The organism is Ruegeria sp. P8 (assembly GCF_056534665.1).
The window spans coordinates 46,772-59,429 of record NZ_JBQERC010000013.1; the positions used below are offsets into that span (position 1 = coordinate 46,772).

Here is a 12,658-nt window from a genome sequence, read left to right on the forward strand (position 1 = left end):
TCGGGTGAATTGAGCTCACCCAGAGTTCAAAAGCCAACAAACCTCCATGTCTCGACGCCACTACAACCTTCCTCCACTTACGACACTATCGGCCTTTGAAGCCGCCGCTCGGCATCTCAGTTTCAAGGAAGCCGCAAGCGAGCTTTCCGTGACGCCTGGTGCCGTCAGTCATCAGATTAAGGCGCTGGAAAGCGAGCTGGGCGCGGCCCTTTTTGTCCGAAAGCACCGCGGCGTGGAACTGACCGAGGATGGGCAAGACCTGTTTGAGGCACTCGGCACTTCGTTCCGGCAGATTTCAAAGGCACTTGAAAAGATTCGCAGCAATGATTCCGAGAACCACGTAACCGTTGGATCAACCACTGCAGTCGCCGCACTTTGGCTGTCGCCATCTGTCATCCGGTTCTGGCAGGATTTTCCGCACGTGAAAGTGAACCAGATGGCGCAGGACAAGGCCTTCACGGACCGGCCGGATATCGACCTGTTCATCCGCTATGGCCGGGACGCCAACGCGCAACTCACGCACACGAAACTATATCGCGATATCCTGACACCCGTTTGCAGCCCCCAGATGGCCGCGGACCTTAAAGGGGCCAGCCTTGAAGACCTCGTGCAGCGGCGGCTGATCCATCTCGAAACTCAGGACAGCACCTGGACGACCTGGTCATCCTGGTTCCACGACCTCGGATTTTCTGGAGTTGTTCCCGTGGAATCGCGGGTGAACAGCTATGCGCTTGCCCTTCAGGTGGCGCGTAAAGGGGCGGGCCTTGCGCTGGGATGGAAACGTCTGGTCCAGCCCATGCTGGCTTCGGGGAAACTCGTCGCGCTGGAGGAATTCAGCCTGCCCGCCCCGGACAACTTCTATCTTGTCGGTCGCCCGGACGATCAGCTTTCGGAAGGGGCGCTGGCTCTCAAGAATTGGTTGCTCAACGAACTGTCTGAAGGTTCGGTTTAGCCTGCCTCAATTTGCCATTAGGTTTTTTAGTATTGAACGTGGACGGCCTCAGCCGCCAATGGATGCAGCGATAAACTCATTCAAAATCACTCAGGAGTGGCCGATGAACAAGCACGCACCGCTTTCGTCTGTTCTGACACCGGTAAACACCGCAAAGGGTCTGCCGAACGAGCATTATATTGATCCCGCAGTTTTTGCCGAAGAACGGGATGCGGTCTTGTTTGCGAACTGGTCCGGCATCGGCTTTGGCAAAGACATTCCCGAGGCGGGAGATGCATATCCGATCGATTTCCTCGGTGTGCCGCTGTTGATGGTTCGTGATCGCGACGGTCAGATCGGCGTGTTCCAGAACACCTGTCGTCATCGCGGCATGATTTTGGTCGACAAGCCGCAAAAAATCCGCGGCGCGATCCGCTGCCCCTATCACAGCTGGTGCTACGGCCTGAATGGTGAATTGCGGACTGCCCCTCATGTCGGTGGCCCTGGGCAGAACACCCATGAGGATCTGGACTTCGCCGAGTTGGGCCTTATCCGTATCCGCTCTTATGTCTGGCGGGATGTTGTCTTTGTCAATGTCAGCGGCGACGCGCCGGAATTCGAAGATGTCCATGGCGAGTTGATGGAACGCTGGAAAGAATTCGATCAACCGATGTATCACGGTGGCGCTGGCGCATCGGTTTATCTTGAGTTGAACTCGAACTGGAAACTGGCTGTTGAGAACTACTGCGAAAGCTATCACCTGCCCTGGGTTCATCCCGGCCTGAACAGCTATTCGCGTCTGGAAGACCACTACAACATCAACGAACTGGGCAAATATTCGGGTCAGGGCACCTATGTCTACCGCCAGTTCGAGGGTCACGATGGCGAAAAGCTGGATGATTTCGAGAATCTGAGTGAGCAGTGGAATGACGGCGCGGAATATATCGTCGTTTACCCGAATACCCTGCTGGGTGTTCAGCGTGACCACGGCTTTGCCTTCCTCATCGATCCGATCACGCATGAGCGTTCGAACGAACGGATTGAGCTCTACTACGCCAAAAAACCGGAAGACGCGCCAGAACACGAGGCACTGCGCGCCAAGAATGCGCAACTGTGGAAAACGGTGTTCGAGGAAGACGTCTTTGTGGTTGAAGGCATGCAGAAAGGCCGTCACGGCGTGAAATTCGATGGCGGCCGTTTCTCGCCCGCGATGGACGGCCCGACCCATTGTTTTCATCATTGGGTGGCCACGCAAATCGAAAAAGCCCGCGCTGAAGTGTAAGCAATCCTGAAAATGTTGATCTGGTCAGGCCCTTCTGACCAGATCGCGGATCGGTTGTAACAACAGCAGACGGGACGGCGTTGCGTCTTTTGTCTCCTAGTGGACAGCCGGTGAATTCGCTGAAAGGGTCACAGTGGATCTGGACGAACTCGACAAACACCTCTTGCGGGCCCATGCGGAAAAAGATGTACCCGCATTGATCCGGCTGTATCACCAAGCGGCGATTCTCGCCGAAGAGCGCCAGCATCATGAAGCCGCGTGCTTCTATCTGACCCACGCATTTGTGTTTGCGCTGGAATACGGCGCGCCGGAGGCAGATGAGTTGAACCTGAAGTTGTTTGAACGTGGCCGCGCACACCGATTGACGTTCTGACGAGCTCATTTGCTTAAGCGTACCGCGACGCTAGGCAATTTTCAAAGTTTGAGTTTAGCTGACTTCATTCGATCTCGAATTTTGTCGACATTGTCGATGGGCCAGTCTTCATGAAAGAACAGGCGCGAACGAAAACGCGCGAGATAGCCAAAATGCGAAACGAAGCTCAGGCCGTGGTCATCGGCGGGGGAGTGATCGGGTGCTCGATCCTGTATCATTTGACCAAACTGGGATGGTCGGATGTTGTTCTGTTAGAGCGGGACGAGCTGACCTCGGGGTCAACCTGGCACGCAGCCGCCAACATTCACGGATTGCACGACAGTACCAATATCAGCCGCATCCAACATTACACGATGAGCCTGTATAAAGCGCTGGAAGCCGAAACCGGTCAAAGCTGCGGAGTATTCCAGCCCGGCTCGTTATACTTGGCCCAGACAGAAGAACGCGAACATCAGCTGAAGCTACAGGCCGCAAAGGCCAAGCTGTATGGCATGAATTTCTATGAGATCAGCATCGAGGAAGCCCAGAAGCTGAACCCGCTGGTCAATTACGAGGGCATCCGTTGCGTGATGTTCGAACCCGATGGCGGCAATGTGGACCCGTCGGGCGTGACCAATGCCTATGCGGTCGGCGCACGTCAACGTGGGGCGCAGATTCACCGTTTCACTCCGGTCACCGCAACCGAGCAGCAGGAGGATGGTAGTTGGATCGTCAGAACACCAAAAGGTGACATCAGGACACGCTGGGTGGTGAACGCAGCGGGCCTGTGGGGGCGCGAGGTTGCTGCACTGGCTGGAATCGAGTTGCCGCTGCAACCTACAGAGCACCAGTATTTCGTAACCGAATCCATGGCGGATGTGAAAAGCCACGGCACCCGCCTGCCGTCTGTTTCGGACCGGGATGGAGAGTATTACCTGCGTCAGGAAGGCAACGGCTTGCTGGTCGGCGCCTATGAGAAAGACATGAGGTTCTGGGCCGAAGAAGGCACGCCGCTGGATTTTGCCCACGACCTGTTCCCTGATGATCTGGAACGGATCGAAGAGAACATGATGAACGCCATCGAACGCCTACCGGCGGTTGGTGAAGCCGGGATCAAGCGTGTCATCAACGGCCCAATGATCTGGTCTCCGGATTCGAACGTTCTGATGGGGCCAGTGCCCGAAGTCGATGGCTATTTCTGCTGCAATGGTATCATCCCCGGCTTCTCGCAATCGGGTGGCATGGGCCAGATGGCAGCGCAATGGATCATCGAGGGTGAAACGGAATACGACATGTTCGCCTGGGATCTGGCGCGTTTTGACAGCTGGGCCACCAAGGCATTCACCAAAGCGCGCGTGGCAGATCAGTACAGTCATCGGTTCGCAATCCATTTCCCCAATGAAGAACGCAGCGCCGGTCGTCCGGCACGGGTTCGCCCGATCTATGAGGCGCAGAAAGCCATGGGCGCGGTTTTTGGCCTGAACGCCGGTTGGGAACATCCGCTGTGGTTTGCCGCAACGCCCGGCACCAAAGACACCAATGGCTTTACCCGTCAGAACTGGTGGGGACCGGTGGGCGAGGAATGCAGGATGTTGCGCGACCGTGCCGGGATCATCGATATCTCGAATTTCGCCAAATATGTCTGCAAGGGTCCGGGTGCGGCAGACTGGCTGAACGCCGTCTTTGCCAACACCATGCCCAAAACCGTTGGTCGGTCCTGTCTGACCCCACTGATTTCAAAGCGCGGCGGTATTGCAGGCGACTTTACCGTTACCCGCGTGGCTGATGACGAGTTCTGGGTGATCAGCTCAGGCATGGCAGAGCGGTATCACAAACGCTTTTTCAAACAGGTTCCGCTGCCTGAAGGCACCGCTTTCGAAAGCAAAACCGAAGCGATGTGCGGCTTTAACGTGGCCGGCCCCAAGTCCCGCAACATCCTGCAACGTCTGACCAACACATCGCTGGCAACCGAAGATTTCCCGTTCATGCGGTCCGCCAAGATCGAGCTGGCGGGAGTCCAGGTCCTTGCCCTGCGCGTCTCCTTTACTGGCGATCTGGGGTGGGAGCTGCATTGCGACACCCAAGATCAGGCCCGGCTTTACAATGCCTTGCTTGAGGCAGGAAAAGAGTTCGGGGCTGGCCCTGTTGGCAGCCGGGCACTGATGTCTATGCGGGTCGAAAAGGGCTATGGGTCTTGGAGCCGCGAATACAGCCCGGAGTACTGGCCGCAGGAAGTTGGTCTTGATCGTCTCTGCAAATTCGAAAAGGACTTCCTCAACAAGGCGGCTGCGCAGAAAGTATTGCAGAACCCGGCTCGGGAACACCTGGTGATCCTGCACCTGAACGAAGCGGATGTGACAGCATCTAACGCCGACGCGACCGGTGGCGAGCCGATCTTCAAGAACGGTGAAGGGATCGGCCGGGTGACCTCGGGCACCTATGGCTACACCGTCGGAATGTCGTTGGCCTTGGGATATGTGAAAAATGCCCAGCCAGGTGATGAGGTCGAGGTTATGGTTCTGGGGCGCCCACACAGGGCCACAATCCTGCATGAACCGCCCTTTGATGCCGCAGGAAAAGCGCTTAGGGCTTAAAACCGCAATAGCTCAAGGCGTTGCCCTTCGGGATATTCCGTCACTTCTGCCGGGATGATCGCCAATCCATCCGCTTGCGCAAGCAAAGCAACACGACCACTGTAGGACGGCTCCATCAGACGCAATCGGGGCCGTCCGTCCGGTGTGTAACCGTCAATCTGAACCGGGCGATATTCCTGTCGGCCTGCGGTACGGTACAAAGGTTCCGACAGAACTGCCTGCACGGCTGCCTGCGGTGTGTGGTGCAGACCGGCACGGCGCGCCATCATCTGCGATCCGATAATTTGCCAGGTCACAAAAGCAGAAACCGGGTTACCCGGAAGACCAATGTAAAGAGCACGGCCACGTCGACCGAACATGATAGGCTTGCCCGGTTTCATTGCGACTTTCATCACATCCGTCACGCCACCGATCTCGGTGAACAGACGCGGCATATGATCTTCATCGCCGACAGAAACACCACCGGTTGTGATAATCAGGTCAGAGGTTTCAGTCGCGTCCAGCAAGACCTGTTTCAAAAGCTCGGAGTCATCTTCAACTTGCCCCCGGTCCGTGATTTCAATCCAGGGTTTCTGCAACAGCGCAAGCAGCATGTAACGGTTCGAGTTATAGATCTGCCCCGGCCCAAGGGGCTCACCCGGTTGGCGCAACTCACTGCCGGTTGAAAAGATCAAAACCTTCAGCTTGCGGAGGACCACGACCTCGCCATACCCGGCGGAAGCAAGGGCTGCCACCTCACGCGGGCCAATCTCGCAGCCGCGCCGCAGGATCGGCGCTCCGGCACGAAGGTCTTCACCGGCACGCCGGATATGTTGCCCGGGCTTTGGACGGCGGCTGAAGCGAATTTGTCCCTCCACAAAATCACAATCTTCCTGCATGACGATGGCGTCGTAATCAGAGGGAACGGGCGCTCCGGTAAAAATCCTCAGCGCGCTACCCACAGGTGCAGCATGAGATCCGCTGTCCCCCGCCGCGATGCGACCCGCCACCGGCATCTGGAACAGGTCGGTATCGCCAAGATCGGCTGTTCGAACCGCATAGCCATCCATTGCCGAATTGTCGAAAGCGGGCATATCGACCTTGCTGAAACAGTCGCAGGCCAATACTCGCCCAATTGCAGCGGCCAAAGGTAGCGTTTCCGTTTCTGTGATCGGATCAGCAGCGGACAGGCCCCGGCGCAGGGCCTCATCCACGCTCAGATACATATGCGCGTGTCGATCACAGCCGCATCCATCAGCCATATCCAGCCTCCAACTCTGCGAACATGCCTTCCATCCATTCTAAGGTGGGCTAGGCTCGCTCAACCGACACGACATCCGCGGTACTGTCATTGACATAGGTCACGTGAAACCGCGTCGCGCGCTTCGAAACGACGAGTTGGCTGGCCAAGCGCGACTTCCGCTACAGTGGCTTCCCGGATGGCTCTCAGGCCGGGAACAGCTCTTCCTGATATGCGAACAGCGCGGGTTGCCCACCCGTATGCAACAGCACAACTTTCTGGCCCTGTTGAATTGTGCCGTTTTCAAGTAATTCCAACAAACCTGCAAAGGTTTTGGCCGAGTAGACCGGATCAAGAAAAACACCCTCGGCACGCGCCATCTGTTCAAGCGCCCTCCGTGTGGACGGACCTATCCGCCCGTATCCAGGGGGCAATGTGCCGTCCCATGTGAGGATGTCATTCATGACCAGAGCCGGGTCAAACTTCATCATACCCGCCAACCGTTCCAATACCTTTTGCAACCGCGCATGTTGCTGGTGGCGGTCGCGGCGAACGCAGATGCCATAAACAGGTGCCGTGTTGCCAGCCAGCCGCAGCCCGGCCAAAAACCCGCCGTGGGTCGAACCGCTGCCGGATGGCACCACCGCCACGTCGAAATCGGCGATCTGATCCAGTAGTTCGGCAGCCCCGGCCACATAACCTAACGCCCCCAAGGGCGGATGATCGATGCCCAAGTGAATTACATATGGTTTTCGGCCCTCAGCGATCAGCTGATCTGCCCGCGCGTGAAGGGCATTGTCGGCCCCGGCCTCGTCTTCTCCGGTATCGTAGTGCATGTGCTCGGCACCCAGAAGCCGGGCCAGAAGTACATTTCCCGAGGAATAATAATGTTCTCCCATATCCGGCACACGCTCTTCCAATTGAAGCACGGCCTCCATCCCAAGCTTCGATGCAGCCATGGCAGCCGTGCGCACGAAATTGGATTGCACAGCGCCGGTGATCAGAATGGTATCTGCCCCCTGTTTTTGTGCCTCGCCCATATAGAATTCAAGCTGTCGGGTCTTGTTGCCGCCAAAGCTCAACCCTGTCAGATCATCCCGCTTGATCCACAGATCCAGACCAAGCTGGTCGGACAGACGGTCGAGCCGTTCGATCGGTGTAGCAGCTGTCATCAGTCTCGCGCGGGGAAAACCGGCCAGTAGCTGTTCAATCGTCATGCCTGTGTTCCATCAACTCACCCATTCAGCATCACGCCCGATAGGGCATATCCAGCAAGAATAGGAAAGATAGTGATTGCCGGAAAGATCGCAGACCGGGAATGGCCAGTTTACTATACAGAGCAACCGTCACGCGGCTCTATTTCTCGCTCGGGTCGCTTTCCGCGTAATTCCGCAATACATCCATATCTGCAATTTCCGCGTGGTTTCGGTTGATCTTAACCCCAACTGGTTTCAACCTCGAAAACGCGCGGCTCAGGCTTTCGGGTTTCATCCCCAGACGCCCGGCGATCAGCATCTTGTCATACGGCAGTTCAACTTCGCACTGGCCGGCATCGCAATCACACAGGTTCAGCAGGAATTCCGCGACACGCTGCGCACCGGTCTGGGCTTTGAGCTGTTCGAGCTGCGCCACCAGGGAATGCAGATGCGTGAATGTGGCCGCCAGGATCGATACGCAGATTTCCGGGTCTTGCTTCATCAGCGACAGCAGCACCGGACTTGGGATGTGCATGATCTCGCAGGGAGATACCGCCTCGGCCGAAACGGGATAGCGCACATTGCGCAGCGCAACGGCTTCGCCAAAGCTTTCACCACGCGTGAAAACGCTCACCACGGCTTCGGCACCGGTCGGGGAAATGCGAAACAGCTTGACCCAACCAGCCAGTACAACATGTACGGCCTTGGCCTCTTCCTCTTGCAGAAAGATCGTCTCGCCCCGGTCGTATTGCCGCCAGACGGCCTGACGCAGCAGAGTATCGACATGTTGCTCTGGCAGGCTTCGCAAGAGCAGTGACTGCCGCGCAATTATCTTTTGTGCCTCGTGTGACAAGAAGGCAGCCCCTTATTCGTCCGCTCCGGGAACACCCCCGGATGATCAACCCCGAGATATGCTATGCCAAAGCCAGCGCGGGGGTGCCACCCTTTTCTCAGTCTCCAACTTGACTATTGTCATGTAAGGGCGGGCGCCTCTGGCATAGGTTCAACGAAATTTCAGTTATCCGGGGAGCACGCCAGATGGACTTCGAGCAATTTTTCAGCCAGAGCCTCGACACTTTGAAAGACGAAGGCAACTACCGGATTTTCATCGACCTGCAACGCCATCGTGGCGCGTTTCCGAACGCGCGTCAAACCGACGGGCCGGTTCAGCGGGATGTGCGGATCTGGTGCTCAAATGACTATCTGGGCATGGGGCAGCAACCTTCGGTGATCTCTGCCATGCACGACGCACTGGATCGCTGTGGAGCAGGCGCTGGCGGTACGCGCAATATCTCGGGCACCACGCATGATCACGTTCTGCTTGAGGCTGAGCTGGCCGATCTGCATGGGAAAGAAGCGGCATTGCTGTTCACTTCGGGATATGTGTCGAACTGGGCTGCTTTGGGGACATTGGCCGCGCGAATTCCCGGGCTGATCGTGTTTTCTGATGCGCTCAACCACGCCTCGATGATCGAAGGTATCCGGCATTCGCGTGCCCAGAAGGTGATTTGGAAACATAACGACCTGGCGGATTTGGACGCCAAACTGGCCGCAGCTGATCCCAACGCACCCAAGATGATCGCCTTTGAATCGGTTTATTCCATGGATGGCGATATCGCCCCCATCAAGGAAATCTGCGATCTGGCGGACAAGTACGGCGCGATGACCTATCTGGACGAGGTTCATGCCGTCGGCCTTTACGGCCCGCACGGGGGCGGAATTGCCGAACGCGAAGGATTGATGGATCGCCTGACGGTCATCGAAGGCACGTTGGGCAAAGCGTTCGGCGTGGTTGGTGGGTATATCGCAGCCTCAGCCGCGCTGTGTGATTTTGTCCGCAGCTTTGCCAGTGGCTTCATCTTCACCACTGCCCTACCCCCATCGATTGCAGCCGGCGCCGCCGCATCGATCCGGCATTTGAAGCATTCAAGTGCCGAGCGTGAATTGCAAAAAACCCGTGTGGCGCAGGTACGCGCCCTTTTGGATGCAGAAGGCATTCCGCATTTGACCAACCCCAGCCATATCATCCCGGTGATGGTTGGCGACCCGGTGAAGTGCAAATTCATTTCGGACACGCTGCTTGAGGAGTTTGGCATCTACATTCAGCCGATCAACTATCCCACAGTTCCAAAAGGAACCGAGCGCCTGCGGATCACACCGTCACCCGTTCATACGGACGAGGATATCGATCATCTGGTGGGCGCATTGTCGGCGCTGTGGCAGCGCTGTCAGATCGCGCGGATGCCAATGGCCGCACAATAACCTAAGCGTCCCTTTGCTTGGTAACCTGCCGCCCCTTTTGGGGCGGCTTTTTTCAGATCAGGTAAAGTGCGAAGATCACGGCAGAGAACCCCGTCAAAACTATGGTGAAACCCCGCAGCCAGCCCGGGCTTTCAGCCAGGTCCAGATATCGGGCCAGGATCACACGGGCTTTGATCAAGGCAAGGAGCAGGATACCACCTGCAATGAGTTCGCCAGGCGTTTTCATCAGGGTTAAAAGCGTTGAGGCCAGACTGAGTGCCAGAAGCACCAGCCATGCGCTGGTGAGTGAGTTCGGACGCCTCCGGCGGGAGTATTTAGCAAAAGATGAAGTTGCCGGCATATTGTTTATCCCAGAAGATAAATCACGGGAAACAGCAGGATCCAGACCAGATCGACCATGTGCCAGAACTGTGCGCCCGCCTCGATGTTACGAGGATCATCGCGCCACGCGACCAGCAACAGAATACCCACCCCGGCCAGAACATGCGCCGCGTGAAATCCTGTCAGCAGGTAGTAGAACATGAAGAACGGGTGGGTTTCATAGGTAATGCCCTGCCCCGCCTTTCCAGCATATTCCACGCTTTTGATAACCAGGAATGCGATCCCAAGTACGGCCGCGCCTGTCAGGGCAAGCTTGGCCTTGAACCGGAATGCTGCGCGGCGCCAGTTCAGGGCCTGCGCGGCCAGGTAGCCAGATGTGACCAGTATTGCAGTGTTAAAGGCTGCACCTGTTCGATAAAGATGCGATTGCGCCTCGGCAAAGCCTGCAGGGTCGGTCAGGCGAACGCCCATGAACGCGATCAGCCCGGCACCAAAAACCAGCAGCTCACTGATAATCAGAACCCACATCAGCAATTCGCCCGGAAGCTCGTCGATGAAGGAGGTTTCGCTCATGCACCGACCAATTGGCGATATATTTGCGGCAACGCCATGGTCAGGCGGTGCGGGTCTGGGATAACAGCGAAACCGCCCTGTCCGAACATGCGGGGGAACCAGCTTTTGCCGGTTATGTCGATGGTGACACCAAAAACCGATTGCCCGGCGCGGCGTGCCTCACGCACGGCCATGCACGTGTCTTCAATACCGTGACGCCCTTCGTAATGGTCAAGGTCATTGGGTTTGCCATCGGTGATCACCAGCAACAGGCGGCGTTTGCGGGTCTGACTTGCCAGATCCTTTGAACAGTGGCGGATCGCGGCCCCAAGCCGCGTGTAGTGACCGGGTCGCAGTGACGCGATACGTTGTTCAACTTTGGCGCCCATCGGCTCATCAAACCGTTTGCATCGCTGGATATAGACGCGCTGACGTTTCAGCGAACTGAAGGCATGAATGGCGAAATCGTCACCGCAGGCGTTCAGGCCCCAGGCCAAAGCAGCCAGGGCTTCACGTTCAATGTCGATCACGGCGCGACCGGTTACGGCACTTTCAGTGGACCGGCTGACATCCAGCAGGATCGAGACTGCCAGGTCGCGCGCCTCGGGGCGGGATTGTTGCCAAATGCGGTCGTTGCTTTCGCCACTGGCCATGCGGTCAGTTTCGGCACGCACGGCGGCTTCGATATCCAGCTGGTCACCGTCCAGATGGCCGCGTGTCATCACACGACCGGGGCGCAGCGCCTCGAACTGGCGTTTGACCGCGCGGATGCGGCGGGCGGTGGCAGGGTCCTTGCCGAAGGCGGCAGCGTCGTCGCGGATATCCGCATCCGACAGCAGGACGTTGACGTGATCTGGCAGATACCGGCCCGAGCGCACGTCCCATTCGGGATAGAGGATGCGGCCGGACAGACGCTCGCGGTTCACATCCTCGGGTGCCAGATCAAGGTGCAGCTTCAGCCGCGTTGGGGGGGCTTTTGATATCTGACCCAGGCCAATCTCTTCCTGATCATCGGCCGCTTTCTTGGCGTTGTCGGGATCGTCATCGTCGATGCGGCGGTTGATGTTCAGGAACTCGGCCCAGCTGAGGATGGCTTCGAACTTGTGCAGGATGAAACTGTCGCTGCGCTCGGCCTGATCCGATTTGCGACGGCGGGCGCGGTGGGTTTTCTCACCGGATTCCTCGGGCGGACCTTCGGTTTCGGGGTTTTCCACCTCGTTATGTTCGGAAAAGCCAACTGCGCGCAGTTCGGGCCACAGGGGAACCGGGCGCATAGGCTGATAGCCGCGAGGGGCGATCAGGTCCTCGTCCAGTGTCAGAAGCTGTTCGGCTTTCGCCGACAGCGGTTGAGGGTCACCCAACTTATGGCGGATCAGCTCTTCAACTGCGTCCTCAATCGGTGGCAGGTTGGGGATATCGCGCCGATGCAGCACGCCCTTGCAAAGTTCGGTGTAAAGCGGGCGCAGGCCGGGGGCGTCGTCCAGCGTCGTATCAACCATTCTCTGCGCGGCGATCAGCGCGCGCAGGTCGGCGCGCAGCGGATCGTCTTCATCAATTCGCGTTCCGGCATGGGCAGCCGCAGCGGCCAGCCAGACATACAGCGCGCCGTTTGCTTCGCGGGCTGGAAAAACCGCCAGCCGGTCCGGTAGGCGCAGAACTTCACCGTCGAACGAGGCGCGTGGCATCAGTTCTGCCTCTGTCGCCAGACGACGACGCCAACCCAGACGGTGGTGTGAAACCTCGGGCGAGACCGGGCGCAACTCTACGCCCGGACCACCGCCCAGCCCTCGAAAGAGGACGGCCAGCCGCCCCGCGACCTCTGAGAGGTCGACCGCGGCTCCATCGTGCACCTGTGGTGCATCGAGGCGGCTGGCAAGGGTGTGCCACAGTTTCCCGATCGTTTCTTCGGGTTCCCATGGCTCAAAATCGATCTTGACCATCGGCCGGCC

11 protein-coding genes are annotated in these 12,658 nt (G+C 57.8%); 5 read left to right on the plus strand and 6 right to left on the minus strand.

Annotated features, from left to right (window positions below):
• Positions 1-46: 46 nt before the first annotated feature.
• The 4 genes from ACR0BZ_RS14690 to ACR0BZ_RS14705 all read left to right on the plus strand — a co-directional run bounded on the left by ACR0BZ_RS14690 (position 47) and on the right by ACR0BZ_RS14705 (position 5,159).
• A complete protein-coding gene (locus ACR0BZ_RS14690; protein ID WP_480488703.1) occupies positions 47-952 on the plus strand; it encodes a LysR substrate-binding domain-containing protein in 906 nt (301 codons plus the stop codon).
• Between the two features lie 103 nt (positions 953-1,055).
• The gene (locus ACR0BZ_RS14695; RefSeq protein WP_480488705.1) at positions 1,056-2,213 is read left to right on the plus strand and encodes an aromatic ring-hydroxylating oxygenase subunit alpha; all 1,158 of its coding nucleotides are present in this window, start codon (positions 1,056-1,058) and stop codon (positions 2,211-2,213) included.
• Positions 2,214-2,346: 133 nt separating this feature from the next.
• A complete protein-coding gene (locus ACR0BZ_RS14700) occupies positions 2,347-2,586 on the plus strand; it encodes a hypothetical protein (RefSeq protein ID WP_480488707.1) in 240 nt (79 codons plus the stop codon).
• Positions 2,587-2,738: 152 nt separating this feature from the next.
• Entirely contained in the window at positions 2,739-5,159 is a 2,421-nt protein-coding gene (locus ACR0BZ_RS14705) for a GcvT family protein (protein WP_480920621.1), read from the plus strand.
• On the opposite strand, the gene ACR0BZ_RS14710 is transcribed toward ACR0BZ_RS14705, so the two are convergent.
• The 3 genes from ACR0BZ_RS14710 to ACR0BZ_RS14720 all read right to left on the minus strand — a co-directional run bounded on the left by ACR0BZ_RS14710 (position 5,156) and on the right by ACR0BZ_RS14720 (position 8,427).
• Positions 5,156-6,400, minus strand: a complete 1,245-nt coding sequence (locus tag ACR0BZ_RS14710) for a molybdopterin molybdotransferase MoeA (protein WP_480920592.1) — start codon at positions 6,398-6,400, stop codon at positions 5,156-5,158. The two genes, ACR0BZ_RS14705 and ACR0BZ_RS14710, sit on opposite strands and share 4 nt — an antisense overlap.
• Positions 6,401-6,584: 184 nt before the next feature.
• Positions 6,585-7,595 (minus strand): D-cysteine desulfhydrase family protein, encoded by a 1,011-nt coding sequence (locus ACR0BZ_RS14715; protein ID WP_480484321.1) that lies wholly within the window; start codon positions 7,593-7,595, stop codon positions 6,585-6,587.
• 139 nt (positions 7,596-7,734) lie between these two features.
• Complete coding sequence (locus ACR0BZ_RS14720; RefSeq protein WP_267365173.1) at positions 7,735-8,427, minus strand: Crp/Fnr family transcriptional regulator; 693 nt, start codon at positions 8,425-8,427, stop codon at positions 7,735-7,737.
• A 185-nt stretch (positions 8,428-8,612) separates the two neighbouring features.
• On the opposite strand from ACR0BZ_RS14720, the gene hemA reads away from it, so the two are divergent.
• Complete coding sequence (gene hemA, locus ACR0BZ_RS14725; RefSeq protein WP_480920593.1) at positions 8,613-9,836, plus strand: 5-aminolevulinate synthase; 1,224 nt, start codon at positions 8,613-8,615, stop codon at positions 9,834-9,836.
• A 52-nt stretch (positions 9,837-9,888) separates the two neighbouring features.
• Here the strand turns inward: hemA and ACR0BZ_RS14730 are convergent, their stop codons facing one another.
• Genes ACR0BZ_RS14730 through ACR0BZ_RS14740 form a run of 3 tightly spaced genes read right to left on the minus strand, consistent with a single transcriptional unit; the run spans position 9,889 to position 12,649 of the window.
• Positions 9,889-10,176: a cytochrome C oxidase subunit IV family protein gene (locus ACR0BZ_RS14730; protein ID WP_480920594.1), complete on the minus strand. Its 288-nt coding sequence runs from the start codon at positions 10,174-10,176 to the stop codon at positions 9,889-9,891.
• Positions 10,177-10,181: 5 nt separating this feature from the next.
• Positions 10,182-10,730: a cytochrome c oxidase subunit 3 gene (locus ACR0BZ_RS14735; RefSeq protein WP_480920595.1), complete on the minus strand. Its 549-nt coding sequence runs from the start codon at positions 10,728-10,730 to the stop codon at positions 10,182-10,184.
• On the minus strand, positions 10,727-12,649 hold the full coding sequence (locus tag ACR0BZ_RS14740; protein ID WP_480920596.1) for a nitric oxide reductase activation protein NorD: 1,923 nt from the start codon (positions 12,647-12,649) through the stop codon (positions 10,727-10,729). Before ACR0BZ_RS14740 ends, ACR0BZ_RS14735 begins: the two co-directional genes overlap by 4 nt.
• Positions 12,650-12,658 lie beyond the last annotated feature (9 nt).